Below are 25,843 nucleotides of genomic sequence, written 5' to 3' on the forward strand. Positions count from 1 at the left end.
AATTCTTGTCGGGGGGATTGGCGGCGGGAGCGATGCCCCCGCCGCACCCGCCATGGTAGCGCCGCGGATCGTTCCGCCAAGCCTTTCTAGTGCGCGAGCAGCCGCCTGATCGCATCCCCCGCCTTGGCCATGCTGACCACCCCCTCGAGATGCCCGAGCGGCCCGTTCAGCTCGAAGGTCTCCACCTGCCTCCCCTGCGAGCGCAGGAGGTCCGCGAGGCGGCGATTGTTCTCGATGGGGAACAGCCTGTCGGTGACGGAGGGAACGATCAGCCAGCGCGCGCGGCTCCGCGCATAGGCCGCCTCGGGCGTGTCGTAGCCGGAGAGGAAGAGCTGGTTGGCGCGCACGAGATAGAGGAAGTGATTGGCGTCGGAGACGCGCGCGCGCGCCATCGCGGCATCGTCGAGCCATTTCTCCATCGCGAAGCGCTCGCGCACGCTTCGCCGTGGGTCCTGCCCCTCGGCGAAGCGGACGCCGATCGTCGCGGCCCAGCCCGGGTCGCGCGCATGCAGCGTCACGAGCCTGAGCGCTTCGGCGAGGCCGGTAACGGGCTCGGTACCGCCGTGATACGTGCCGTCGCGCCAGTTCGGGTCGAGCCGGATCGGCGCGGCCCAGAGCTCGAGCCAGCCGATCGTCCAGCCGTCGGCGCGGTCGGTGCCGATCACGGACATCACACGGTCCACCCTGTCGGGATAGGCGGCGGCCCATTCGATCGCCTGAAGCGCGCCCATCGAGGCGCCGGCGACAAGCGCGAGGCGGCGCACCCCGAGCCGGTCGAGCAGCAGCTTCTGCGTCTCGACGAAGTCGCGCATCGTCACCACGGGGAAGTCGAGGCCCCAGGGCCGGCCCGTGTCGGGGTTGGTGCTCGCGGGCCCGGTGGTGATCGTGCTCGGGTCGCGCGTGTTCAGGTTCACCGGCGTGTCTGCCGCGATGACGAAGTACTTCGTTGTGTCGATCGGCTTGCCCGGGCCGATGATCGCGTCCCAGTACCCGGCCGGGCCACCGGCGGCATAGCGGCCGAACGCGTGGCTGTTGCCGGAGAAGAAATGCGTGATCAGAACGGCGTTGTCGCCCGCGCCGTTCAGCGACCCCGCCATCTGGTAGCCGATGCGCATGCGGGGGATGGCCTGGCCGTTCTGCGTCACGAAGCGGGGGATCTCGAAGCTCTTCTTCTCGACGATGAGCTCCGGCGCCGCCGGAGCCTGCGCGGGCGCCTGCTGCGCGGAAGCCGGCACGGCAAGGGCAAGCGCTGCGAGCGCTGCGAGGGCAGCGGGCGCGGGCAGAAGCTGTCGTCTGAGCATGAGCGGGGGCCCTTCCAGTGAACCGGTGGGCCATGCTGCACGCACGGCGTGCACGGGCGCAATCGCGCCAGCCGGTGCGCTACACTGCGCCCCCATCGGCACGGGACCATCGGATGATCGCCATCGGCGAGATTCGCACCTGGCTCGGCATCCTCGGCAATGCCGTGCGCGCCCGCGTCCCGGCCGACCTCGTCGCCGCTGACGCGGAGCCGGACGACGCGCGGCTCGACGGCTATCTCGTGCGCGCCGCAGCACTTTCGGCGGCGGGATACTGGGTTCGCGGCTTCACCCTCCCCGGCACCGAGCAGGGATACAGGATCATGGGGGCCGAGGGCGCGGCAGCGCTCACAAACGAGGTTCGCGCACTGCGCGACGCCGCCGCAGCACTTCCGCTTCCCGGGCTCGCCGCCGCGCTCGACCTTGCCCTCTCGCTCGCGCTGCTCGGAAGCATGGTCGCTGCGCTCATCTGGATCTCCGGGCGGCGGCCGGTTCCCTGGCGGGTCGTCGCGGCAACCACGCTCGCAGTCTATCTCGTGATGGCGGTGTGGGGCCTCGCCTCCGCGTGGTTCGGCCTCAAGCTCGGTGGCTTCGCGTTCTCCGAGGCCTCCTTGAGGGATCCGAGCGCACGCGAGTTCGCCGTCCGCGGCGTCACCGCCGCGCTCGGCCTCGCATCGGTCGTCATGCCACCCATCGCGCTCGGCCGTGCCGCCCGCGTCGTCGCGCCCGGGCTGCGGCTGCCCTTCCTCTCCGGGCTGCTCGCCTGGGCATGCTTCATCGCGCTTGCCTTCGCCACCGTCCTGTCCGGGCTCGAAGGGGCGCTGATCAGGCTGCTTTCCGCACCAGGATGAGCCTCGGCCATGGCGCGCGGCGGGGCGTGTCGCTATGGTCCGCCGCGCTTCAGCGAGGAGAATGCCCCGTGGACATCAGCCGCATCCCCATCGGCCGCAACCCGCCATCCGACATCAACGTCGTCGTCGAGATCCCCCAGGGCGGCGTGCCGGTGAAGTACGAGCTCGACAAGGAGAGCGGTGCGCTGATGGTCGACCGTTTCCTGCACACGGCCATGTACTACCCGGGCAATTACGGCTTCGTGCCCCACACGCTCGCTGAGGACGGCGACCCGATGGACGTGATGATCGTGACGCAGGCGGTGCTCGTGCCGGGCTGCATCGTGCGCTGCCGGCCCGTCGGCGTGCTGCAGATGCGCGACGAGGCGGGGGCGGACGAGAAGGTGCTCGCCGTGCCGGTCGACAAGCTTCACCCGTTCTACAGCGGCGTCAGGAGCTACACGGACCTTCCCACGATCCTGATCGAGCAGATCGCCCACTTCTTCAAGCACTACAAGGACCTGGAGAAGGGCAAGGAGGTCACGCTCGGGGAATGGGGCGGGCCCGAGGTGGCCGAGCGGCTGATCCGCGACAGCATCAAGCGGGCAGAGGACGCCAAGCTCGCCAAGCCGCACTACGAGTAGCGGGCGGCCTCACCCGAGCACGGCATTCCAGAGCGCAAATCCTGGCGCCGCCGCGATCGTGCTCCAGAGGCAGAGGGCGGCGGCGACGCGCATGTCCTGCCCGCCCGCGACGGCGACGAGGAAGAAGCCGAGGCTGACGGGGCAGGCGGCCATGAGCGCGCCCGCCGTCACCGCGCCTGCGGGCAGGCCGAGCAGGAGCGCCGAGCCGACATAGGCCGCGGGCTGGAGGAGCAGCTTCGCCGGCAGCGCCCAGGCGACGCCGGAAAGCGGCTTCAGCGACACACCTCTCTGCCCGGCCGACAGCGCCGCGCCGAGGCTGATCAGCGCCCCCGGCACCGCGCCGCCCGAAAGCATCACCGCAAGCCGCGACACCGGCGCGGGCAGCGACAGGCCGAGGCCGCGCATCACGAGCGCCGACACCATCGCCCAGGCGATCGGCGCGCGGACGAGCGCGCGCAGCCCGGCGCTGAGCCCGCCCTTCGTCATCATCACCATGCCGAGGTTGAGCGTGCCGAGCACGTCGAGCACCAGGATGGCGATCGCCGCGCCAACCGCCGCAGGGTCGGCCCCGAGGGGCGAGACGGCGATGGCAGGCAGGCCGATATAGCCGAGATTGGCGCTGATCGCGGCCATGAAGGCGACGCGCCGGAGCCCCGGCCGTGCGAGCAGCGCCGCTGCCCCGCCGGCGATCGCGCTCGCCATCACGTAGGCGACCGGTGCGAGCAGGGCCGCGGGCGGCGGCGGCTCCGCCTCTGCCACGAAGCGGAACACGAAGGCCGGAAGTGCCGCGTAGAGAACGAAGGCGCGCAACCCGGCCTGGGCGGCCGGCGGCTCGAGCGGCCCGCGCCCGAGCAGCCAGCCGAGCAGGATCAGAGCGAAGAACGGCGCGAGGACCGGAAGCGGGATCAGAGCCCCGCCGCCTCCATGCGGCAGATCGCGCGCGCAACCGCCTGGGCGCGCGGCACCAGGCTCGCCACCTCGAGATATTCCTCCGGCGTGTGCGCCTTGCCGCCCACGGGGCCGACGCCGCAGATCGTCGGCGCGCCCACCGCGGCGGTGAAGCCGCTATCCGCACAGCCGCCCGAGAACTCGCCCTTGAGCTCGGCCTTGCCGGAGGCATCGCGGTAGAGCTCGAACAGCGCCTCGGACGCGCCGCCCTGCGTCACGGGCAGGAACTCGCCGTTGATCCGCCAGGAGGCTTTCGTGCCCGGAACGTTCGCCGTGCGCACGATCTCGTCGATCCGCCCGAGGATCTCGTCGCGCTGCGCGGGCTCGACATAGCGGAAATCGATGTCGCCCTCGGCCCAGGGGGCGACGGTGTTCACGCTCTGCCCGCCGCGCACGACGCCGACATTCAGCGTGATGCCGCGGCCGAGGTCGGTCAGCGCGTGGATCGCCTGCACCTTGCGCGCGAGCTCCTCGATCGCGGAGATGCCGGCCTCGAAATTGCCGCCCGAATGCGCGGCCTTGCCCTCGATCATCATCGTCGAGAACACGCCGCCCTTCCGGCCGGTGACGACGTTGCCCGAGGGCCGGCCAGGCTCGCTGTTGAACACCGCCCGCGCCGTGCGGCCCTCGGCCTCGATCAGCGGCCGGCCTTCGGGAGAGGCGATCTCCTCGTCTCCGGTGAAGAGCCCGACGAGCGGCGCGGGGTGTCCGCCGAACTTCTGGAAGGCGGCGATGACGAAGCAGTTCATCACGAGCCCCGCCTTCATGTCGGCCACCCCCGGCCCGTAGGCGAGGCCGTTCTCGATGCGGAACGGACGCCGCGATGCCTCGCCCTTCGGGAACACCGTATCGCGGTGGCCCATCAGCACAATGTTGCGGCCGGCATTCGCGCCGCCGCCGCCGCCCTCGGGGCCGGCGAGCACCGCACGCAGCACGTCGCCCTGCTTCTGCCCAGGCTTCACCTCGACGGGGATGTTCGCTGCGGCGAAGAACGCCTTGATCTGATCGCCCACGGCATCGACGCCCGGCTTGTCCGCGCTGCCGCTGTCCGTGTCGACCATGCGCTGGAGCATCGCGAGCATCGCGTTCTCCTGCGTGGCGAGCCAGGCGGTGATGGCGGCTTCTGTCGGTGCGGCGTTCATGCGGGTCTCCCGGGTTGGTCCGCCGCAGGGTTGGCGGGAGCGGCCGCGCGGTCAAGGGAGGGCGGGTGGAAGGAGTAGCGGCGGGCTTCGGGAAGGAAGCGCGCAAGGTCGCCGAATGTCAGGTTGCGCCCCACGGTGCCCCAGAACAGGCCGGCCCGCTGCAGCGTGGCGCGCAGGAGATCGGCCGGCTCGCCATCGATCGAGAGAGCGTGCGGCGCTTCGATCACGACCACATCGGGCGCCTGGTCGGCGATTGCCCGGTGCAGGCTGCGCAGCAGCGCGACGTCGAGCCCCGTCTCGCAGGCGAGAAGGAAGGCGAGCGCGCAGCAGGCCGACTGGCTGCTGTCATCGCCGAGAAAGCGCTGCAGCTCCTCGCCGCTGCGGCTCGCCCGCGCGAGCCGATAGAGATTGACGAAGCGCTTCGCGCCGCGCGGGCCACTGGCGGCGAGCGGCATCAGGGAGGCCAGGACGCCCGCCTCCGGCTTGGTCAGCGTCACGCGCCTGACCTCCGCCGCGCGGGTCTCGATTAGCCTCTCGTCTCCGGGCTGGGGCACCTCGTCAGGGTCGATCACATAGTCGCCGTCCATCGGCTCGGGCGTCGGCGGCGCCGGGGCAGGCTCCTCTTCCTCCGCGCTCGCCTCGCGCTCGGGCAGCAGCACGCGCGCGAGCCCCGCGAAATCGTTGGTGCCCGCGCCAAGCCGCGGCAGCCAGAACGGCACCTGGAAGATCTTCTCGAGATAATCCCCAGGCCCCGCCTGCCCGTCGCCGCCGAGCTGGCCCCTGTAGAAGTTGCGCAGCGCGCCCTCGAGCCAGCGCGCATCGACGGCGACCACGACGACGAAGAGCCGGAACTGGAGCAGGAGCCCCACCGCCTCGAGAACCTTCACCACCTGCTCCTCGCGAAGCCGGTCGAGGTCGTCGATGTAGAGGATGATGCGGTCCAGCGTCGGCAGGTCGGGGCGCGGCGCGCGAGGGTCGGTCGGGCGCTGCGCCGCCATCAGGTCGTCGAGCCGCTGGAAGCTTCGCCGCAGCCGGCCGACGAGGCCGATCTCCTGCTGGTAGCCGCGCAGCTCGTCGCTCTCGTTCAGGAAGAACCGGAGCAGGGCCTGCGGCGTGGCGGCGGCCTTCTCGATCGCATCGAGGCCGGACAGGGCCTTGGCGGCCGTCGCCTCCCGCTCCGCCAACGCCTTCGCCGCGGCGTCGCGCGCCTCGGCGAGCGCGGCGCGTTCGCGGCGAAGGTCAGCCTCGGCCTTCTCCTCCGCCTCGACGGCATCGAGCAGAGGAGAGAGCCGGTTCACCGCCTCGATGATGCGGCCGACAAAGGGTGCGGTGAAGGCGACAAGTGCAGCGGCCGTCTCGAGCGCCCCGCGCGGCACGAGCCAGGCCGCGAGCGCGGCGAGCGCTATGGCGGCCGCGAGCGTCACCGCGAGGCGCCGCGAGGCAAGCTTCACGACGCGGCGAAGCATCGCGAACCCGCTCCGCCCACCCGCGGCGAGCGTCAGCGTCTCCTCCGCAAGCCGCTCGATCGTCGCCGGCTCCGCCGCACCGAGCCGGCCGAGATCGCGCAGAAGCGCCGTCAATTCCTCGCGGCGGTCGAGCAGGATCATGCCGGCCCGCTCGGCGAGCGCCGCGGCGGGGCGGGTGAGTTTCGCGTCGAGCGCCTTCAGCCGCGCATCGATGTCGGCGAGCGTGTCGCGTGCCTCGCGCACGGCCTCGTCTGCCCCCTTGCGCGCGAGGCGGGCCGCTTCGGTCCGGGCGCTGATCTCGGCAAGCAGCGTGGAGGCGCGACGGCTCGCGGCCGTGCCTGTGCCCTCGATACGCGCGATCTCGTCGCGCAGCCCCTCGAAGATCTCGACGGCGAGGCTCGCCCAGAGATTCGCATCGGCGAAGCTCCAGGCGTTGAAACGGATCTGCGCGACGCGCGTCGCGAACGGGCTTGCCGCATCGTCCTTCCAGGCCGCGCCGATGCGCTCGACCTCGGCCTGCATCATCGCCATGAAGGTGGACTTGCCGCTGCCCCAGTCGCCGAACAGGCCGATGGCCAGGGGCGGGGCATTGTCTGCGAGGCAGGCGAGCTCGGCGAGGCGCCGCGCATCGGCGCGTCGGCCAAGCGCATCGTCGGTCGCCGCCGGTGCGTCTGCGGCGAAGGCGGCCGGCGCGACGGTCGGGACCGAGAGAAGCTGCCGCCAGGCCAGGATGTTCTCGCCGCTTTCGGGGTTGCGTTCGATCGCTGCGAGGATCGGTGCACGCAGGCTGTCGGGGCTGATGGCCCAGTCGCGCTGCCAGACGCGGCGGAGGGCGGCGGCGAGACGCGCCTGGTCCGGCGGCGCGACAAGCGCGGCGATGAGGTGCCGTGCATCGATCCGGGTCCGACCGACCGTCGCTTCGGCCACCGCACGCGCCACGCCGAGCGCCTCGGTCGCCAGCGGCGACAGCGCCACGCTGTCCTCGGCCGTGCCGCGGAGGGAGAGGATCACCTCCTCGATGCGCGACTGGCCGACGAGCGGCTCCAGTGCTTCGACCAGCGCGCCGGCGATCAGGTAGATGCCACGGCTGCCGGCTGCGCTTCGGGAATGGCCGCGCTCCCGCTCGCCGACGATGACCATGCCGGCGATGAGTTCGGAGAGGCCGACGGCACGCCGGCCGGAGCCGCGCGGCGGGAGCGATGCGGCGACCTGACCGGCCGCCTCGATCGCGGCGCGCGTGGTCTGCGAGAAGTCGAAACCCCTCGCCTCGGCGAGGGTGCGCGGAAGCTGTGAGCGCGGGGGGTCCATCCCCGAACGTTACCCCGCCGGCACGTCTGCGCAAAATCCCGCCAGCTGGGCCATACTGCCCTCCCCGCCCCGTCCGGACACACCCCGTGAGCACAGGCCTGATCGCGCTTCTCGACGACATCGCGCTGATCGCGCGCAAGGCGGCCGTCACGCTCGACGACGTCGCCGCCCAGGCCACGAAGGCAGGCGCCAAGGCCGCCGGCGTGGTGATCGACGACGCCGCCGTCACTCCACGCTACGTCACCGGCTTCGCCGCGGCGCGGGAGATCCCGATCGTGCGGCGGATCGCGGTCGGCTCGCTCAAGAACAAGCTGCTGATCCTGCTTCCCGCCGCACTCGCGCTCAGCCTGTTCGCGCCCTGGGCGATCACGCCCCTGCTCATGCTCGGCGGCGCCTATCTCTGCTACGAGGGCGCGGAGAAGGTTCTCGAAGCCGTCTTCCCGCACCTCGCGCACAAGCACGAGAAGGCGATCGGCATCGCCGACGAGGACCCGCAGGTGGCGGAGGACGCCAAGGTGCGCGCCGCCATCTCGACCGATTTCATCCTTTCGGCAGAGATCATGGCGATCGCGCTCTCGACCATCCCCGAGGCATCGATCTGGAACCAGGCCGCGATCCTCGCCGTGGTGGGCCTCGGCATCACCGCGGCGGTATATGGCGCGGTGGCGCTCATCGTGAAGGCGGACGATGCCGGCCTCGCCCTCTCGGCGAGCTCCTCGGCGCCCATCGCCGCCCTCGGCCGCGGGCTGGTGAAGGTGATGCCGCCGTTCCTGACGACGCTCTCCGTCGTCGGCACGGTCGCGATGCTCTGGGTCGGCGGCGGCATCATCGTGCACGGGCTCGAAGGCTACGGGTTCACCGCGATCGGGCACGCGCTGCACGATGTCGCGCACGCCGCCGGCGCGGCCGTGCCGGTTGCCAGCGGCGCCGTCCAGTGGCTCGTGAACGCGACCGGGTCGGGGCTGTTCGGCCTCGCCATCGGCCTCGCGCTCATCCCCATCGTGCAGCAGATCCTCGCGCCCTTCGCGGCGATGTTCCGGCGCTCCCGCACGGCCTGACGAGGGCGCGCACGCCTGCCTCAGGCGGTGATCGGACGCGCGAACAGGCTGCCCCAGCGCGCGGCGAGCGGCGTGGTATCCACGCCAAGCATCCTGAGCCCGGACCAGAGAGGCAGCGTCGTCGCGTCATGGACGGGGATGCCGGTGCGCCGCTCCGCTTCAGCCGCGACCATTGCGGCGGCGTAGTTGGTGCACCAGGTGAGGATCGCATCGGGCCTGGCCGCAGCGACCGTATCGATCTGGGCAGCGATCGCGGTCAGCGGAACGGAGGCATAGGAGAGGTTGTCTGTCAGCCCCAGGTGGCTTTCGGCGACCGTCTCGAATCCCCATTCGGCGAAGCGCGCGACGAGGCGCGCCTGGTAGGCCTCGGCATAGGGGGTGGCGAGCGCAATGCGGCGGGCGCCCGTGTCGCGAAGCACCGCCTCGAGCGCGAGGGTGGATGTCGTCGCCGCGATGCCTGTCTCGGCCGTGATGGCGGAGGCGAGCGCGCGGTCATGCTCGACGCCGATCAGCCCGCCCTTCGAGCCGTTCCAGAGGATCACCCCAGGCCGCGCATCGGCGAGAAGCCGCGCGGCGGTGAGCATCCCGTCCATGTCGTAGCGATCGGGGAACGGATCGACGGCGCCGCGCACGCCGATGCGCGCGAAATGCGCGGAGACGGCCGGCACGGAGGCGAGCAGCGCCGTCGTCACCCGCTCGACCACAAGGTTGCCCGAGGGCGTGATGACGCCCATCGCATGCGCAAAGCCCATCGCGTCCGTCATCGTCGCCTCACTCAGAACCCCGCCGCGCGCGGCAGCCACAGGACGAGGCCCGGCACGAACATGCAGACCAGCAGCAGCCCATACATGGTCAGGACGAAGGGCCAGACATGGCGCGAGATCTCGCCCACCGAGATGCGCGCGAGACCGCACACCACGAACAGCACGACACCGACGGGCGGCGTGAGCATGCCGATGACGAGGTTCAGCACGAACAGGAACCCGAAATGCAGCGGATCGATCCCGTAGTCGAGCGCGATCGGGTGCAGGAGCGGCACGAGCATGATGTAGGCCGCGTTGCTCTCGAGGAAGCAGCCGACGACGAGCAGCACGACCTGCACGAGGAACATGAAGGTGAGCGGATCGTTGGTGATGCCCTTCAGCCATGCGGCGAGCTTCATCGGGAAGAGGTCGATCGTCAGCATGTACGTGACGGCCGAGGCAAAGGCGATCATCGCGCCGACGACGGCCGTCGTGATCACCGTCGCGCCGATCGCGTGCGGCAGGTCGGCGAGCGTCAGGCGGCGGGTGATGAAGAAGCCGATGACAAGGGCGTAGACGACCGCGACGGCCGAGCCCTCGGTCGCGGTGAAGGCGCCGCCGATGATGCCGCCGATGACGACGACAGGCATCATCAGGACGACGAAGGAGCGGCGGAGCTCCGCCCCGACGCGGCGGAAACTGAAGGCCTCTCCCGTCAGGGGCAGGCCGCGGCGATGGGCGATGATCGACGACAAAAGCATCATCAGGACGACGAGCATCAGCCCCGGAATGACCCCGGCGAGGAACAGCCCGCCGACCGAGACGCTCGAGCCCGCCATGAAGGCATAGACGATCATCGCCCCCGAAGGCGGGATGATCGGGCCGAGATTGGCCGACGCGGCGATCACGGCGGCGGAGAAGCCGGTTCCGTAATGCTTCTCGAGCGGCTTCAGCATCGTCGAGCCGAGCGCAGAGGCATCGGCCACCGCCGCGCCGGAGACGGTGGAAAGCCCCATGCCTGCGAGAACGGTCACATGCGCGAGGCCGCCGCGCACCCGGCCGATAGCAGCGTTGGCGAGGTCGATCAGCCTCTCCATGATGCCCGCCTTCAGCATCAGCTCGCCCGCCAGGACGAAGAACGGAATCGACATCAGCGGGAAGGCGTTCACCGCATTCATCATGCGTGTGGGCAGCATGTTGAGCGGAAAGCCGCTCTCGATCACGCCCGCCACCGCGCCGAGGCCGAGCGCGAAGGCGAGCGGCAGGCCGAGGATGGCGGAGGCGAAGAACACGAGCATGATGGTCACGCTCATGCGCGCGCTCCCGGCGCGATGGCTGCTGCGGCGAAGTGGAGCGCGGAGACGGCCATGCCAGCGATCACCGGCACGAGGAACCATCCGGCAGAGAGGTCGAGCGAGATCATCTGCTCGTCCCACTGCTCCGACGCGATCAGCCACGCTTCCCACGCGACGAGGGCCGAGAGCGCGGCGCAGGTGGCGAGCACCAGGCGATGCAGAAGCGCGCGCGCGGGCCGGGGCAGGGCTTCGGCGAGCAAGGTGATGCCGATATGCGCCCGCGCGCGGACCGCCACAGAGATGCCGAGGAACACCATCGCGACGAAGGCGAGCCGCGCGATCTCGTCGGCCCAGGAGATCGAGGCGTTGAGCCCGTAGCGCGCCACGACCTGCGCGAACACCACCGCTACCATCACCGAGACGATGGCGACGAGAAGCGCGCGGATCGCGGCGTCGAGCCCGGAGAGGATCCTGTCCACGCGCGTCCGGGTCAGGCGCCTGCCTTGGCGACCTCCGCCTGCACGCGATCGACCAGCTCCGCGCCCACCCGACCCTTGATCGTGTCGACGACGCCGGCGGAGAGCGCGCGCATCTTGGCGAGCTCCGCGGCCGGCAGCGGGTCGTATTGCATGCCGCGCGCCTGGAGCGTGGCCAGCGCCTCGCCGTCCGTCTTCTCCGCCGCCTCGCGCTGCGCCTTGATCGCGGTTCCCATCGCCGTGCGGATGATCTGCTGCTGCTCGGCCGGAAGCGCGCCGAAGGCGCGGCGGTTTGCGACGATCGAGATGAAGTCGAAGAAGTGGCCGGTGTTGGTCAGGTGCTTCTGCACCTCGAAATAGCGGCTCGCGAGGATGATCGCGTAGGGGTTCTCCTGCCCGTCCACCACGCGCTGCTGCAGCGCAGAGTAGAGCTCGCGGATGTCCATCGCGACAGGGTTGGCGCCGATGGCACGGAAGGTCGCGAGATGCGTCTCGTTCGGCTGCATGCGGATCTTGAGCCCGCGCAGGTCCTCGACGGTCCTGATCGGCTTCTGGCCGGTCGTCACGTGGCGGAAGCCGAGCTCCATGTAGCCGAGCGAGATGAAGCCCTTGTCTGCCATCCGCCCGTCGAGCAGGTCGCCGACCGGCCCGTCCACCACCTTGAACGCGGCCTCGCGCGTCGGGAACTGGAAGGGAAGGCTGATCGCCTCGAGCTCCGGCACGGTGCGCGAGAGGAACGCCATGCCGACCCAGGTCATCAGCAGGGTGCCGGCGCGAACCTGGCTCACGTTCTCCTGCGCGCCGCCGAGCTGCATGGCGGGGAAGGTGTCAACCTCCATGCGCCCGCCGGAAAGCCGCGCCACCTCGGCCTTGAAGCCCTCGATGGCGACGGAGGAGGAATGCTCGGTCGCAAAATTGCCGGCGATGCGGATGCGCTGCGCCTGCGCGAACACAGCAGGTGCTGCGAGCGCGACGGGGGCTGCGGCGAGGGTGGCGAGAGCGGTGCGGCGGCGAAGCGACATGGCGCGAGAACCTCCCGGGTTGGACCGCGCGCCGAAGCGGGCACGGCGGCAGGGGGAATGCAGCCCGCGTGCCAGCCGCGGCGGGCCACCTCCGCGAGCCTCGCACGGGCGGGCTGCCTCTGGAAGCGGCATCTGCCATCCCTATGCTCACCGGAACGTTCCCGTGGCGGATGCAGGCGCCGCGTGCATCGACGTTGCGTCGTGCTACCGTCCAGCCGCGCGGCCAGCCACGCGCCGCGCTCAGAACAAAGCCAAACGAGGAAACACATGGACCAGGTTCGCGATCTGCGGCTCTCGCGCCGCGCCGCACTCGGCGCCTTCGGCGCGGCCGCCACCCTGCCGCTCGCCGGCGCCGCCGAGGCGGCGGCCCCGATCACCGGCATCCGCGCCCCCGACTGGTACCGGTTCAGGATCGGCGAGTTCGAGGCGACCGTGATCCAGGACGGGCCGCTTGCGCTCGGCGAGCCATCCGGCGGGTTCCCGCAGCATCCGAAGGAGGACCTGGCGAATCTCCTGCAGCAGAGCTTCCTGCCGACGAACGCGCTGACGCTCGACCAGAACTGCCTGCTTCTGAACACCGGCCGGCAGTTGATCCTGTTCGACAACGGCGTGGGCTTCACACGCCCGTTCGGGCCGAACACGGGGCTTCTGCTGGCCAATCTCCGCGCCGCCGGCGTCCACCCCGACCAGGTCGACGCGCTGGTGATCAGCCACGCCCACATCGACCATTGCTGGGGCATCATCGGCGGCGACGGCAAGCCGAACTTCCCCAACGCACGGGTGTTCATCTCGAAGGCCGATTTCGACTACTGGACGGCGGAGGACAGGCAGAACGCCCAAGGCTTCGTCGGCGACTTCGTCAAGGGCGCGCGGCGCAACCTGCTTCCGGTGCGCGAACGCATCACCTTCGTCGAGGACGGCAAGGAGGTGGTGCCGGGCGTGACCGCCGTCTCGGCGCCGGGCCATACGGTCGGCCACATGGTCTACGCGATCCAGTCCGGCAACAGCAAAGCGATGTTCATCGGCGACCTCGCGCACCATCAGGTGATCATGCTTCGCCGGCCGCAGATCGAGTTCGCCTTCGACACCGACGCGCGCCAGTCCGCCCAGTCACGGCTGCGCATCCTCCGCCAGCTCGCTCAGGAGCGCATGGCGCTCGTCGCCTACCACTTCCCCTTCCCAGGCCTCGGCCATGTCGCGGCCGAGGGCGAGGGGTTCGGCTGGTACCCCGCAGCCTGGGGCGCCGACATCTGAACCACGGTGCTCCCGGGCGCGGCGCTCGCGCCCGCCCGGGATGCCGCCGCTTCCGAAATGTCGCGCTCTGCCGCGCAGGAGCAGACGACCGAGCCGTCGGCGAGACGATTGGGCAGCGTCGGCTCCTCGCAGTGCGGGCAGAGAAGCGGCTCGGTCATCCGCGCCCCGCCTTATCCGCGCCCCGGCTCGCCGCGGCCGCGATCAGGCAGCGGCGCGAGGGCGGCGATGGCAGAAGCGAGGCGCGTCTCGCCTGCCGATCGGGCAAGCGCCTCGGCCGCGTCGCGCGCCGCCTCGAAGCCTGCGACGTAGCCGGCATAGGTCGCGCGGTCGAGGCTTCCGGCCAGCGCCGCGGCCGGTGCCCGCTCAGGCTGTCGTGCCATCAGCCCGCCTTGGCCGGGCTCTGCGCCTTCAGCGCGGCCAGTGCGCGATCGACCACGTCGCCGAGCTCGCGGACGATCGCGATCGCCTCCTCCCCGTTGCCCGCACGCGCGGCGTGCTCGATCGCCGCGGCACGCTCGGCGAGCTCGCGCAGGCCGTAATTCGCCGCCCCGCCGCGAAGCGCATGCGCCTCCCGCTGCAGCATCGGCAGGTCCGAGGCCGCAGCGGCCGTGTCGAGCGAGCGCGAGCGCTGCCGCACCTCGTCGACGCACGCCCCGATCAGCATGACCAGCGTGTCGGGAGAGAGGCCGCGGCGGAGCCTCGCGAAATGGTCCGCGTCGATGCCCGTCTCCGTCTGGCCGCGCTCCGCCGCCTGCGCCTCGGCGCTGACGCGTGGGAGGTGGCGCGCGAGCGCCTCGTTCAACATCCTGCCCGTCACCGGCTTGGCGAGAACGCCGTTCATGCCGGAGGCGAGGAAGCGCTCGCGGTCGCCGGCCATCACGTTGGCGGTGAGCGCGATGATCGGCACGCGCCCCGCAGGCCCCGGAAGGGCGCGGATCTCGCGCGTCGCGGCAAGCCCGTCCATCTCGGGCATGTACATGTCCATGAAGACGATGTCGTAGGGGCGCGTGCGCGTCGCCTCCACCGCCTCGATGCCGTTGCCCGCGACATCGACGTGGTGGCCCTCCTTGCGGAGCAGGGTCGCCGCGACGAGCTGGTTCGCCGGGCTGTCCTCTGCGAGCAGGACGCGGGCGCGGCGCGGCGGGGCGAGTGCCACCGGCTCGGGCGCCGCCTCGGGCGCGCGCTCCGCCTCGGGCAGCTCGAGGGTGAACCAGAACACCGCGCCGCCGCCCGGCCGCCCATCGATGCCGACCTGGCCGCCGAGCAGCTCGACGAGGCGGCGGCAGATCGCGAGCCCGAGCCCCGTGCCGCCGGTGCGGCGGCTGTCGGGGCCCTCGAGCTGCGAGAAGGGCTGGAACAGGAGCGTGCGCTGCTCGGCCGGCACGCCCGGCCCGCGGTCTGCCACGGAGAAGCGGAGCCGCCAGCTCCCCGGCCCCATCGCCTCGCCGGTGACCGGCGCGACGGAGACGACGATCTGCCCGCGCTGGCTGAACTTCACCGCGTTCGAGATCAGGTTGAGCAGGATCTGCCTGATCCGGCCGGCATCGCCGCGCAGCGCGGCGGGGACGCCCGGGGCGATCTCGACGGCGATCTCGAGGTCGCGCTCGCGCGCCGCCGGCCTGAACAGCTCGACAGAACCCGCGAGCAGCGGCGCGACCGCGAAGTCGGAAGGCTCGAGGACGAGCTTGCCCGCCTCGATCTTCGAGAGGTCGAGGATGTCGTTGATGATGGCGAGAAGGTGCTCGGCACTCTCGCGCGCGGTCTCGACGTAGCGGCGCTGCTCGGCATCGAGGGGCGTGTCGACGAGCAGGCCGAGCGTGCCGATCACCGCGTTCATCGGCGTGCGGATCTCGTGGCTCACCACCGCGACGAAGCTCGACTTCGCGGCCGAGGCGGCCTCGGCGATCTCGCGGGCGCGGCGCATCTCCTCCTCGCCGCGGCGGCGAGGCGTGATGTCGGTATAGGCGGTGACGAAGCCGCCGCCAGGCAGGCCCGTGCGCTTGATCTCGATCACCCGCCCGTCGGGGCGCGTACGCTCGTAGACGCCGAAGCTGCCCGCGCGCACCACGTCGAGGCGGCGACGCACCTCCGTCTCGATGTCGTCGGAACCGAACTCGCCCCCCTCGGCCTGGGCGCGGATGATGCTCTCGTAGGTCGCGCCTTCGAACAGCAGGTGGCCGGGCAGGCCGATCACCTCCTCGAGGCGGTCGTTCCAGGTCACGAGCCTGTAGTTGGCGTCGAAGACCGTCACGCCATCGGAAAGGTTCGCCAGCGTTGTCTCGAGCAGGGCCGATTTCTCGTCCGCCTGGCGCTTGGCGCGCGCCATCTCGCGGTTGGCCTCCTCGAGCACCAGCCGTTCCTGGGAGAGGTCGTTCTCGCGGCGGGAACGGCGGCGCACCTCGAGCAGCAGCGCGGCGAGGAGTGCTACGAGCGCGAACGTCACCGCCGCGGCGGCGGCGAGGGTGGGGATGGAGCGGGCAGCGATGTCTGCGCCGATCACCTGCTCGGGGATGGCGACGACGGAGATGAGCGGCACTTCCGGCACGTGCCGGAAGGCGACGTGCAGCCGCTCGCCCGGGATGCTCGGCGAGGCGACGGCCAGCGTGCCGCGCGGCGCCGCCCGCATGCCCCAGAACAGGGAGGAGGCGGAGATGTCGCGCCCCGCCGCGCCGAGCAGCTCGCCCGACGAGGCGCGGACCACCCCGTCGCTGCCGACGAGGGCGAGCACGGCACCGCGGTCGCGCTCGGCGTCGATCACCGGGCGGAGCAGGTCCGGCGGGTCGAGCAGGGCGGCGAGCACGCCGGCGAACCCGCCATCGGCCTTCTGGAGCCGCACGGCGACGGCGACGGCCGTCGAGCCGTTGATGCGGCTGACGAAGGGGCGGCTGACATAGGGCCTGCCGCCATCGCCGGCGGCAAGCGCCAGGAAGAAGTCGCGATCGCCTGACATCACGTGGCCGGAGGGCGAGATCGGCGCGGCGGAGAGGATGACGCCGTCGGAACCGATGACGAGGGCCTGGGCGACGGAATCGTCTGCCGGGCGCACCCGCTCGAACACGGTCGCGGCCGAGATCGCCGCCGGGTCGCGCACGCCGCCGCGTTCCGCGGCATCGCGCGCAGCGACGAGCCTCGTATGCACCTGGGTGAAGACGCGCCTCGCATGCGCGTCGAGCGTGGCGGCCGTCGTCGAGGCAAGGCGGGCGGCCTCCTCGCGCTGCGCCTCGCTTTCGGCCGAAAGCTGGCCGGCCACGCCTGTCCAGAGCACGGCGATGGCGAGCAATCCCGCGGCGATAAGCCCGAGCGCGCCCGGCCGGGTGATGAACAGGCGGTTGGGGAGGAAGCGGCCCAAGCTGCTGCCCTTGCCTGCGGAGGAACCCGTTCCGGTGTCACCCAAGCCACTCATGCGCACGCCCTGAAGCCCGAACGCTGCCACTCTGCCGGGCAGGCATGCCATGCGCAACAACCGCGGATCGCCGCCTTGCCGATACCGGGCCGGCTACCTATGGTGCCGCCGCCCCGCTCGGGCATCCCATCGAGACGTGTTCCGGAGACCCAGAACGATGCCGAAGATCAAGGTGAAGACGCCCGTCGTGGAGATGGACGGCGACGAGATGACGCGCATCATCTGGGGCTTCATCAAGGACAAGCTGATCCTGCCGTACCTCGACGTCGACCTGAAATATTTCGACCTCGGCGTCCAGCATCGCGACGAGACGAACGACCAGGTGACGGTCGATGCCGCGAACGCCACCAAGCAGTACGGCGTTGCGGTGAAGTGCGCGACCATCACGCCCGACGAGGCGCGGGTGAAGGAGTTCGGCCTGAAGAAGATGTGGCGGAGCCCGAACGGCACGATCCGCAACATCCTCGACGGCACGATCTTCCGCGAGCCGATCATCTGCAAGAACGTGCCTCGCCTCGTTCCGCACTGGGACAAGCCGATCGTGATCGGCCGCCACGCCTATGGCGACATCTACAAGGCGGCCGAGTTCAAGATCCCCGGCCCCGGCAGCGTGACGATCACCTGGACGCCGCATGACGGCACCCCCGGCCTCGCCATGGAGGTCATCGACATGAAGGGCCCGGGCGTGGCGCTCGGCATCCACAACACCGTCGCCTCCATCCAGGGCTTCGCCCGTGCCTCGTTCAACTACGGGCTTCTGCGCAACTACCCGGTCTATCTCTCGACCAAGAACACCATCCTCAAGGCCTATGACGGCACCTTCAAGGACGTGTTCCAGGAGGTGTTCGACGCCGAGTTCAAGGCCGAGTTCGACAAGCGCGGCCTGACCTACGAGCACCGGCTGATCGACGACATGGTCGCATGCGCGCTGAAGTGGAACGGGGGCTATGTCTGGGCCTGCAAGAACTACGACGGCGACGTGCAGTCCGACATCGTCGCGCAGGGCTTCGGCTCGCTCGGGCTGATGACCTCGGTATTGATGACGCCGGACGGCAAGACGATCGAGAGCGAGGCTGCCCACGGCACGGTGACGCGCCACTACCGCGACCACCAGGCCGGCAAGGAAACGTCCACGAACCCGATCGCCTCGATCTTCGCCTGGACGCGCGGGCTCTCCTATCGCGGCAAGTTCGACGGCACCCCGGATGTCGAGAAGTTCGCCGCCACGCTCGAGCGCGTCTGCATCGAGACGGTCGAGAGCGGCTTCATGACGAAGGATCTCGCGGTGCTGATCGGGCGCGAGCAGAAGTGGCTGAACACCCAGGCCTTCCTCGACAAGCTCGACGCCAATCTCAAGACCGCCATGGCCTCCTGGTGAGGCCGGACTGACCTGCCGCCCCGGCGCCGGCCTGCGCCGGGGCGGGCGACCCACCCGCGTCGGGAGAGAGCGATGTACGAGTTCTACGTCACGATCGTCGGCGCCAGGCAGGGCGCGTTCAAGGGCGAGGCGCCGTCCGAGCGGCACGCAGGCAAGCTCGTCGGCCTTGCCTATGACCAGGGTTCCGCCGCCGCCGTCTCGGCCGGCGGGCGGAGGGGCAAGGTGACGCATCAGCCGGTGCGCTTCACCAAGCAGTGGGGCGCGGCGAGCCCGCAGCTCCTCGAGGCGCTCGAGACGGGCGAGCGCCTCACCAGCGTCGTGTTCGAGTTCCTGCGCACGACCGACGAGGGCGAGGAGGAGGTGTTCCACCGCGTGACGCTGCATGGCGCCGTGGTGGCCGAGCTCCGCTCCTTCGTCGATCTCGACGCCGAGCCTTCGGCGCTGATGCCGCTGCCTGCGCTCGAGGACGTCACCCTCGCCTTCTCGGGCATGGTCGTGGAGAACCTCGCGCACGGAACCAGCGCGACCCTCGGCGACCTGCCGAAGGCGGCTGGCCGCAAGCCCATCGGCAAGGTGGCAAGCAAGGCGGCAGCGACCAGGCGGGGCACCCGCGCCAGGCGCTGAGCGCGCTCGCGGTGGGGCCGCTCTCGCTTCTCGATCTCGCGGCGCTCGCCGTCTTCCTCGCCTGCTGGTTCGGCTACGCCTCGATCGTCGACCGCGTGCCCCGAATCCGGGCGAAAAGCGTCATCGCGGCGATGGACGAGCACCGGCGGAGGTGGATGCGGGCGATGGTGGCGCGCGACCCGCGCGTGTTCGATGGCATCGTCATCGGCAACCTGATGTCCTCGGCGAGCTTCCTCGCCACCACCGCCATCTTCATCCTCGGCGGCCTCGTCGCCATGCTCGGGGCCACCGAAATGGGGCTCCGGGTGGTCGGCACTATTCCCTTCGCCGCGACGCCGACCGAGGCCCTATGGGAGATCAAGATCGGGCTTCTGATCGTGATCTTCATCCAGGCCTTCTTCGCGCTGACCTGGTCGATCCGGCAGTTCAACTACCTCCAGATCATCGTCGGCGGGGTTGGGCAGGCAGCGGACTCTGCCGCCTACGCCCAGGCGGAGATGGCCGCGCGGGTCGCGAACCGCGCCGCGAAGCACTTCAACACCGGGCTTCGTGCCTACTATTTCGGCCTCGCCGCGCTTGCCTGGCTGATCCACCCCGTCGCGCTGATGGGCGCGAGCCTTCTCGTCCTGGCCGAGCTGCACCGGCGGGAGTTCCGCTCCGTCGTCCGCGAGGCGATGACGGAAGGGCGATCCGCTCCCGGCGGGGGTTGACCGGCCGCCCCCCGCCTCCCCACTTGCCCCCGTCATGGAAGCCCTCGCGGCAGACGCTCTGAGACTGGTGCGGGAAAACGGCGACATCGCCGTGCCGCTCACCTTCCTGTTCGCCTTCTGCGAATCCGTCGCCCTCTTCTCCTTCCTCGTTCCCGCCACCGTGATCCTGGTCGGCCTCGGCGGGCTGGTGGGGGCCGGCGCGCTCGAGTTCGTTCCGCTCTGGATCGCCGCCGCCCTCGGCGCGATCGTCGGCGATGCGCTGTCGTACTGGCTCGGCTGGCGGTTCAAGGGGCGGATCGTCGGGCTGTGGCCATTGTCGCGCAGGCCGGAGCTTCTGCCGAAGGCCGAGGATTTCTTCCGCCGCTGGGGCATCCTCGGCGTGTTCGTCGGCCGCTTCATCGGCCCGATGCGCGCGACCGTACCGCTCGCTGCCGGGCTGACGGCCATGCCGCTTCTGCGCTTCAAGCTCGCAACCGTCGCCTCGGCCTTCGTCTGGTCGGGCGTGATGCTTGCGCCCGGAACGCTCGGCGCCGCCCTGCTCGCCTGACCGCGGAAGGCTGACCCGCCCGGCGTGCAACCCGGCGCGCTTGCCTTTCCTTCGCGCCAGCGCAACCATTGCGCATGGTTGATGGTTCCGCCGGTGCCACGGCGGCGCTCGCCCGACCCGCGCCGCCCGCGTGGCATCTCTTCGTCCCGAAGCTGGTCACCACCTTCAGGCAGGGCTACGGCGCGGGCGATTTCCGTGCCGACGTCATCGCGGGCCTCACCGTCGCCATCGTCGCCCTGCCGCTTGCCATGGCGCTCGCCATCGCCTCGGGCACCACGCCCGATGTCGGCCTCGTCACCGCCGTTGTCGGGGGGTTCCTAGGCTCGGCGCTCGGCGGCGCGCGGTTCAACATCTCCGGCCCCACCGGCGCCTTCGTCGTCGTCGTGTTCGGGGTGATCGAGAAGCACGGCTATGACGGGCTGCTCATGGCAACCGTCATGGCCGGGCTGATGCTCGCCGCTGCCGGATTGTTCCGCCTCGGCACCTGGATCAAGTACGTTCCCGAGCCGGTGGTGGTCGGCTTCACCGCGGGCATCGCGGTGATCATCTTCTCCTCGCAGATCCGCGACCTGTTCGGCCTCTCGATCGAGAAGCTGCCTGGCGGGGTGGCGGCGCAGTGGGCGACGTTCTGGGAGGCGCGGGCGAGCCTCGCGCCGGCCGCGCTCGTGGTGTCTGCCACCGCGCTCGCGCTCATCATCGCGCTCCGCCGCTTCGCGCCGAAGCTTCCCGCCTTCCTCGTCGCCGTGGTGTTCGCCTCCCTGCTTGTTGGGTTGATCGGGCTTCCGGTCGAGACGATCGGGTCGCGCTTCGGTGGCATCCCCTCCTCGCTGCCCGCGCCGTCGCTGCCGCCCTTCTCGCTCGCGCGCATCGGCGAGCTGATCGAGCCTGCCTTCACCATCGCCTTCCTCGCCGGTGTCGAGAGCCTTCTCTGCGCTGTGGTGGCAGACGGCATGACCGGGCGGCGGCACCGCTCCAACGCCGAGCTGGTCAGCCAGGGCATCGCCAACCTCGCCTCCTCGGCCTTTGGCGGCCTGCCGGTGACGGGCGCGATCGCGCGCACCGCCACCTCGATCCGCGCCGGCGCGCGAAGCCCCGTCGCGGGCATGCTGCATGCGGTGTTCCTGCTTGCCTTCATGCTCGTCGCGGCGCCGCTCGCCGCCTACGTGCCGCTCGCCTCGCTTGCCGCCGTGCTTGTGATCGTCGCGTGGAACATGAGCGAGCAGCACAAGCTGCGGCACATGCTCGCGACCGCCCCGATGGGCGAGCGCGTCGTCCTGCTCGTGACGTTCCTGCTCACCGTTCTGGTCGACCTCACGCTTGCCATCGAGGTCGGCGTCGTGCTTGCCGCCATCCTGTTCATGCACGGCATGGCCGAGGCCGTGTCGCTGACCTCAGACGGCTCGCGGGTGATGGTGCCCGACATCGACGATTTCGCCCGGCCGCGGGAGGACCGCTACACGCAGCGCGATGCGCTTCCGGAAGGCGTGGAGGTTTTCCAGCTTCGCGGCCCGCTGTTCTTCGGCGCGGCCGGCAGGCTCGCGGACGTGATGGAAACGATGCCGCGCAACCCGCGCCACTTCATCCTGCGCATGCGCGAGGTGCCGTTCATCGACAGCACGGGCGTCGCGGCGCTCGCCGATTTCGTGCGCCGCTGTCGCGCCAACGGCACCCATGTGATCGTCACCGGCATCCAGCCCCAGCCGCGCGCGGTGATGGCGCGTATGGGGCTGACCGATGCGATGCCGGGCTTCTCGATCGTCGAGGATTTCGCCGCGGCCCTGCAGATGGCGCGGGCGGCCTGAGTCACACCGCGGGCAGCCACAGCACGTCCTCGATGCGCCCAGCGCCCGAGGCGAGCATGGCAAGCCTGTCGAACCCCATGGCGATGCCGGAACAGGCAGGAAGCCCGAACTCGAGCGCGGCGAGGAAGTCCTCGTCCACCGCGCGGCGCTCGCCCGTCCCCCTCTCCCGCTCCGCGGCCCAGGCAGCGAAGCGGGTCCGCTGCTCTGCCGCGTCGGTCAGCTCCTCGTAGGCGTTGGCGAGCTCGAGCCCCGCAGCGAAGAGCTCGAAGCGGAGCGCGACGCGCGGATCGTCCGGGTCGCGCCGCGACAGCGCGGCCTCCGAGGCCGGCCAGTGCGTCAGGAAGGTCGGGCGCTCCCGCCCGATCGCGGGCTCGATGCGCTCGAGCAGCAGGCGGAAGAAGAGGTCCTGCCAGGTCTCTCCGGGCCGGTGCACGATTCCGAGGGACCGCGCTGCCTCGGCCAGAAGCGCGACATCGGGGGCCAACGGGTCGGGGGCGGTGCGAAGGATGTCGAGGCCACCGCAGTGCCGCCGGAACGCCTCCGCCATGGTCAGACGTTCGAAGGCCCGGTCCGTCGGCACGGTCATCGATGCCGTGCGCAGGCCTTCGGGGACGAGCGCGCGCACAAGCGCCTCCGTCTCCTCGAGCAGGGCCCCTAGTCCCGCCCCGGGGCGGTAGAATTCGAGCATGGTGAACTCGGGCTGGTGGTTCCGTCCCGCCTCGCCGTTTCGGAACACCCGCGCGAGCTGGAAGATCGGCCCCGCCCCCCCGGCGAGAAGCTTCTTCATCGCGAATTCGGGGCTGAACTGCAGGAACAGATCCCGCTCCTCCCCGCCAAGCTTGGCGGCATAGCGCGTGGCGAAGGGGTCGAGATTCGGCTCCATGCCCGGGCAGGGCTGCAGCACGGGCGTTGCCACCTCCATGTAGCCGCGGGCGCAGAGGAAGGCGCGAAGCTCTGCCTCGAGCCTGGCGCGGCGGCGCAGGAAGGGCAGCCGGGCGGCAAGCCGCTCGGGATGCCAGGCCGGAGAGATGCTTCGGGGCGAGATCAAGCGTTGCCTCCAACCCGGCGAGGGACTACACGCCGCGACCATGCCGGACGGCATTGCGCCCGCAAAGACGCTGCGCTCGGTGGCCGCGCTCGAGGCCACCGGCCTCGTGCCCCCCGACGACGCGCTCGCCGCGGTCGAGGCGCGCTACGCCATCGCGGTCACGCCGCATGTCGCCGGCCTGATCGACCGTACCGACCCGCATGACCCGATCGCCGCCCAGTACATCCCCCACCCCTCGGAGGCGGTGACGGGGGACGACGAGCACCCGGACCCGATCGGCGACGACGCGAAGAGCCCCGTGCGTGGCATCGTGCACCGCTACCCCGACCGCGCTCTGCTCAAGCCGCTTCTCGCCTGCCCGGTCTATTGCCGGTTCTGCTTCCGGCGCGAGAGCGTCGGGCCCGATGGCGGGGTGCTCGGCGAGGCCGAGCTCGAGGCGGCCTACGACTACATCCGTGCCCGCCCGGCGATCCGCGAGGTGATCCTGACGGGCGGCGACCCGCTGATGCTCTCGGCCCGCCGCCTCGGCGCGATCCTCCGCGCGCTCGAGGCGATCCCGCATGTCGAGCTTCTCCGCATCCACACCCGCGTGCCGGTGGCAGAGCCCTCCCTGGTCAAGCCTGCTCTGGCCGCGGCGCTGCAGACAGAAAAGCCGCTCTGGCTGATCCTGCACGCGAACCATGCGCGCGAGCTGAATGCCCAGGCGCTTGCCGCGATCGCGGCGATCAGACGCGCGGGCGTGCCCATCCTGTCGCAGAGCGTGCTTCTCGCCGGGGTGAACGACAGCGAGGCGGCGCTCGAGGCGCTGCTCCGGGCCCTGGTCGCGGCGCGGGTCAAGCCCACCTATCTGCATCACCTCGACCCCGCCCCCGGCACGGCCAGGTTCCGCGTGCCCCTGTCGCGGGGGCGGGCGCTGATCAAGGCGCTGCGCGGTCGCCTCCCGGGCCATGCCCTGCCGACCTATGTCGTCGACCTCCCCGGCGGCGCGGGCAAGGTTCCGGTCGCGGAGAGCCCTGCCGCGGCCGACGCCAAGGGCTGGGTGCTGACCGACCCCTGGGGAGGGCGCCATCGGCTTGCCGATGGGGGCGAAAGCGTCTAAAGCCCCGCCCCAACCCCGGAAACCAGCGACGAGAGCGGCTCTGCCATGAAGATGCAGGCGAACCAGATGCGCCCCGGCCACGTGATCGAGCACGAGGGCCGGCGCTGGACGATCCTCAAGAGCGCGATCAACACCCCAGGCAAGGGCGCGGCAGTCATCCAGGTGGAGATGCGCGACCTGAAGTCGGGCGCGAAGAAGGACGAGCGCTGGCGCACCGTCGACACCGTCGAGCGGCTGCAGACAGAGCAGAAGGAGATGGATTTCCTCTTCGCCACCGGCGACATGCTGACGCTGATGGACAAGGAAACCTACGAGCAGACGGAGCTTTCGGCCGCCCTGGCGGGCGATGCCAAGCAGTTCCTCCAGGAAGGCATGGTGCTGACGGTTGACCTCGTGGACGGCGACCCGGTGGCCGTTCACCTGCCCTCGACCGTGACGCTCGAGATCGTCGAGGCCGACCCCGTCGTGAAGGGGCAGACCGCCGCTTCCTCGTACAAGCCGGCGGTGCTCTCCAACGGCGTGCGCACGATGGTGCCGCCCTTCATCGAGAGCGGCGAGAAGATCGTGGTCCGCACCGAGGACGCGAGCTACGTCGAGCGTGCGCGCGGCTGAGGCCGCGACGCCCCCATCATGGCCGTTCCGCGCTTCTCGCCCGTCGTCAACACCATGATCTCCGCCGCGCAGAAGGCGGCGAAGCGGCTGCTGCGCGACTTCGGCGAGGTCGAGAACCTGCAGGTCTCGGTGAAGGGGCCGTCGGATTTCGTGAGCCAGGCCGATCTCCGCGCCGAGGAGACGCTGCGCACCGAGCTCGCCAAGGGCCGCCCCGACCATGCCTTCCTGATGGAGGAGGGCGGCAGCTCGGGGCCGGACGAGTGGAAGTTCCGCTTCGTCGTCGACCCGCTCGACGGCACCACCAACTTCCTGCACGGCATCCCGCACTGGGCGATCTCGATCGGGCTCGAGCGGCGGCTCGGCAAGACGAGCGAGGTCGTCGCCGGCGTGATCTACTCGCCGGCGCAGGACGAGCTCTTCGTCGCCGAGCGGGGTGTGGGCGCCTTCCTGAACGAGCGGCGGCTGCGCGTATCGGGCCGGCGGGAGATGCGCGAGGCGCTGTTCGCGACAGGCATTCCCTTCGGCGCCGTGCCGAACAAGCGCGAATTCACCGCGACCCTTGGCACGCTGATGCCGCAGGTCGCCGGCATCCGGCGCGCGGGCTCGGCGGCGCTCGACCTCGCCTGGGTCGCGGCCGGGCGCTACGATGGCTACTGGGAGCTGCACCTGAACCCGTGGGACATCGCCGCGGGCATCCTGATGGTGCGCGAGGCGGGCGGATTCGTGACCGACCCCGACGGCGGCGACGCTTTCTCGTCGGGCGACGTGGTCGCGGCGAACCCGGCGCTTCATCCCAAGCTTCGCGAGGCCGTGCTGGCCGGGATCGCCGCCGCGCGGTCATGACGGCAGCGCGCGGGTTGGTGCCCTCGCGCGTCATCGCGTAAGGTCCGCGCACGACGTGGTCCAGGGGCAAGGAACTTCAGCGGAGACATGCGACGGAGGTTGCGCCTTACCGTCCTGATGCCCGCACTCGGGCTGATACTCGCGCTCGTGTCGGAACGCGCCGGGGCGCAGGAGCCGGGCGTGCGGGTCGACCGCTCGGTGCTAGACGCGCTCGGGCCGTCGCCGCGCGGCGTTCTCGGGCTTTCTGCGCCCGAGCCGGAGCGCCGCGCCGCGCCGCCGCGGCAGACGCGCCG

At 70.9% G+C, this 25,843-nt stretch carries 24 protein-coding genes; 13 read left to right on the forward strand and 11 right to left on the reverse strand.

The annotated features are described in order from the left end of the window. Positions 1 to 86: 86 nt before the first annotated feature. On the reverse strand, positions 87 to 1,301 hold the full coding sequence (locus tag FIF60_RS15680) for an E22 family MetX-like putative esterase (RefSeq protein ID WP_144187036.1): 1,215 nt from the start codon (positions 1,299 to 1,301) through the stop codon (positions 87 to 89). 113 nt (positions 1,302 to 1,414) lie between these two features. Between FIF60_RS15680 and FIF60_RS15685 the strand changes: the two genes are divergently transcribed. Together FIF60_RS15685 and ppa are read left to right on the forward strand one after the other, a co-directional pair. Then, a complete protein-coding gene (locus FIF60_RS15685) occupies positions 1,415 to 2,149 on the forward strand; it encodes a hypothetical protein (RefSeq protein WP_144187037.1) in 735 nt (244 codons plus the stop codon). Positions 2,150 to 2,217: 68 nt separating this feature from the next. Continuing rightward, positions 2,218 to 2,772: an inorganic diphosphatase gene (gene ppa / locus FIF60_RS15690; protein ID WP_144187038.1), complete on the forward strand. Its 555-nt coding sequence runs from the start codon at positions 2,218 to 2,220 to the stop codon at positions 2,770 to 2,772. 9 nt (positions 2,773 to 2,781) lie between these two features. Here ppa and FIF60_RS15695 read toward each other — a convergent pair whose 3' ends face one another. From FIF60_RS15695 to FIF60_RS15705, 3 genes are read right to left on the reverse strand one after another with little or no spacing between them, the layout of a single operon-like run. Then, positions 2,782 to 3,759 (reverse strand): AEC family transporter, encoded by a 978-nt coding sequence (locus tag FIF60_RS15695; RefSeq protein WP_338032093.1) that lies wholly within the window; start codon positions 3,757 to 3,759, stop codon positions 2,782 to 2,784. Continuing rightward, positions 3,678 to 4,862: a M20 family metallopeptidase gene (locus FIF60_RS15700; RefSeq protein ID WP_144187040.1), complete on the reverse strand. Its 1,185-nt coding sequence runs from the start codon at positions 4,860 to 4,862 to the stop codon at positions 3,678 to 3,680. The genes FIF60_RS15695 and FIF60_RS15700 overlap by 82 nt, the downstream gene beginning before the upstream one ends. Further along, positions 4,859 to 7,636, reverse strand: a complete 2,778-nt coding sequence (locus FIF60_RS15705; protein WP_144187041.1) for a P-loop NTPase fold protein — start codon at positions 7,634 to 7,636, stop codon at positions 4,859 to 4,861. Before FIF60_RS15705 ends, FIF60_RS15700 begins: the two co-directional genes overlap by 4 nt. Before the next feature lie 86 nt (positions 7,637 to 7,722). Between FIF60_RS15705 and FIF60_RS15710 the strand changes: the two genes are divergently transcribed. After that, positions 7,723 to 8,694 carry a DUF808 domain-containing protein gene (locus tag FIF60_RS15710; protein WP_144187042.1) on the forward strand — a complete coding sequence of 324 codons (972 nt, stop codon included), beginning with the start codon at positions 7,723 to 7,725 and terminating at the stop codon, positions 8,692 to 8,694. A gap of 20 nt (positions 8,695 to 8,714) precedes the next feature. Here FIF60_RS15710 and FIF60_RS15715 read toward each other — a convergent pair whose 3' ends face one another. Genes FIF60_RS15715 through FIF60_RS15730 form a run of 4 tightly spaced genes read right to left on the reverse strand, consistent with a single transcriptional unit; the run spans position 8,715 to position 12,230 of the window. Continuing rightward, on the reverse strand, positions 8,715 to 9,458 hold the full coding sequence (locus FIF60_RS15715; RefSeq protein WP_144187043.1) for a maleate cis-trans isomerase family protein: 744 nt from the start codon (positions 9,456 to 9,458) through the stop codon (positions 8,715 to 8,717). An 11-nt stretch (positions 9,459 to 9,469) separates the two neighbouring features. Beyond that, positions 9,470 to 10,750 carry a TRAP transporter large permease gene (locus FIF60_RS15720; RefSeq protein ID WP_144187044.1) on the reverse strand — a complete coding sequence of 427 codons (1,281 nt, stop codon included), beginning with the start codon at positions 10,748 to 10,750 and terminating at the stop codon, positions 9,470 to 9,472. Further along, positions 10,747 to 11,211 carry a TRAP transporter small permease gene (locus FIF60_RS15725; protein ID WP_144187045.1) on the reverse strand — a complete coding sequence of 155 codons (465 nt, stop codon included), beginning with the start codon at positions 11,209 to 11,211 and terminating at the stop codon, positions 10,747 to 10,749. Before FIF60_RS15725 ends, FIF60_RS15720 begins: the two co-directional genes overlap by 4 nt. An 11-nt stretch (positions 11,212 to 11,222) precedes the next feature. After that, positions 11,223 to 12,230 carry a TRAP transporter substrate-binding protein gene (locus FIF60_RS15730; RefSeq protein WP_144187046.1) on the reverse strand — a complete coding sequence of 336 codons (1,008 nt, stop codon included), beginning with the start codon at positions 12,228 to 12,230 and terminating at the stop codon, positions 11,223 to 11,225. A gap of 267 nt (positions 12,231 to 12,497) precedes the next feature. On the opposite strand from FIF60_RS15730, the gene FIF60_RS15735 reads away from it, so the two are divergent. Further along, positions 12,498 to 13,484 (forward strand): MBL fold metallo-hydrolase, encoded by a 987-nt coding sequence (locus FIF60_RS15735; protein ID WP_144187047.1) that lies wholly within the window; start codon positions 12,498 to 12,500, stop codon positions 13,482 to 13,484. Between the two features lie 170 nt (positions 13,485 to 13,654). Here FIF60_RS15735 and FIF60_RS15740 read toward each other — a convergent pair whose 3' ends face one another. After that, positions 13,655 to 13,864 carry a hypothetical protein gene (locus FIF60_RS15740; protein WP_144187048.1) on the reverse strand — a complete coding sequence of 70 codons (210 nt, stop codon included), beginning with the start codon at positions 13,862 to 13,864 and terminating at the stop codon, positions 13,655 to 13,657. Continuing rightward, positions 13,864 to 16,887, reverse strand: a complete 3,024-nt coding sequence (locus FIF60_RS15745; RefSeq protein WP_158639251.1) for a PAS-domain containing protein — start codon at positions 16,885 to 16,887, stop codon at positions 13,864 to 13,866. The genes FIF60_RS15740 and FIF60_RS15745 overlap by 1 nt, the downstream gene beginning before the upstream one ends. Before the next feature lie 157 nt (positions 16,888 to 17,044). On the opposite strand from FIF60_RS15745, the gene FIF60_RS15750 reads away from it, so the two are divergent. From FIF60_RS15750 to FIF60_RS15770, 5 genes are all read left to right on the forward strand, one after another. Continuing rightward, on the forward strand, positions 17,045 to 18,265 hold the full coding sequence (locus FIF60_RS15750; protein ID WP_144187050.1) for an NADP-dependent isocitrate dehydrogenase: 1,221 nt from the start codon (positions 17,045 to 17,047) through the stop codon (positions 18,263 to 18,265). A 72-nt stretch (positions 18,266 to 18,337) separates the two neighbouring features. Beyond that, positions 18,338 to 18,889, forward strand: a complete 552-nt coding sequence (locus FIF60_RS15755; RefSeq protein ID WP_144187051.1) for an Hcp family type VI secretion system effector — start codon at positions 18,338 to 18,340, stop codon at positions 18,887 to 18,889. Between the two features lie 11 nt (positions 18,890 to 18,900). After that, positions 18,901 to 19,599: a DUF599 domain-containing protein gene (locus tag FIF60_RS15760; RefSeq protein ID WP_144187052.1), complete on the forward strand. Its 699-nt coding sequence runs from the start codon at positions 18,901 to 18,903 to the stop codon at positions 19,597 to 19,599. 34 nt (positions 19,600 to 19,633) lie between these two features. Beyond that, positions 19,634 to 20,146: a DedA family protein gene (locus FIF60_RS15765; protein ID WP_144187053.1), complete on the forward strand. Its 513-nt coding sequence runs from the start codon at positions 19,634 to 19,636 to the stop codon at positions 20,144 to 20,146. A 74-nt stretch (positions 20,147 to 20,220) separates the two neighbouring features. After that, complete coding sequence (locus FIF60_RS15770) at positions 20,221 to 21,948, forward strand: SulP family inorganic anion transporter (RefSeq protein ID WP_144187054.1); 1,728 nt, start codon at positions 20,221 to 20,223, stop codon at positions 21,946 to 21,948. 1 nt (position 21,949) lies between these two features. Here FIF60_RS15770 and epmA read toward each other — a convergent pair whose 3' ends face one another. Next, complete coding sequence (gene epmA, locus FIF60_RS15775) at positions 21,950 to 23,038, reverse strand: EF-P lysine aminoacylase EpmA (protein WP_144187055.1); 1,089 nt, start codon at positions 23,036 to 23,038, stop codon at positions 21,950 to 21,952. Between epmA and FIF60_RS15780 the strand changes: the two genes are divergently transcribed. The 4 genes from FIF60_RS15780 to FIF60_RS15795 form a co-directional block, all read left to right on the forward strand. Next, positions 23,037 to 24,095 (forward strand): lysine-2,3-aminomutase-like protein, encoded by a 1,059-nt coding sequence (locus FIF60_RS15780; protein WP_144187056.1) that lies wholly within the window; start codon positions 23,037 to 23,039, stop codon positions 24,093 to 24,095. The genes epmA and FIF60_RS15780 overlap by 2 nt on opposite strands. A 45-nt stretch (positions 24,096 to 24,140) precedes the next feature. Continuing rightward, the gene (efp, locus tag FIF60_RS15785) at positions 24,141 to 24,707 is read left to right on the forward strand and encodes an elongation factor P (RefSeq protein ID WP_144187057.1); all 567 of its coding nucleotides are present in this window, start codon (positions 24,141 to 24,143) and stop codon (positions 24,705 to 24,707) included. Positions 24,708 to 24,725: 18 nt separating this feature from the next. Further along, a complete protein-coding gene (locus FIF60_RS15790; protein WP_144187058.1) occupies positions 24,726 to 25,550 on the forward strand; it encodes an inositol monophosphatase family protein in 825 nt (274 codons plus the stop codon). 87 nt (positions 25,551 to 25,637) lie between these two features. Beyond that, positions 25,638 to 25,843 (forward strand): hypothetical protein (locus FIF60_RS15795; protein WP_144187059.1); only part of this gene is annotated, 206 nt, incomplete at its 3' end.

Source organism: Elioraea rosea (assembly GCF_007644105.1).
Taxonomy (GTDB): Bacteria; Pseudomonadota; Alphaproteobacteria; order Acetobacterales; family Acetobacteraceae; genus Elioraea_A; species Elioraea_A rosea.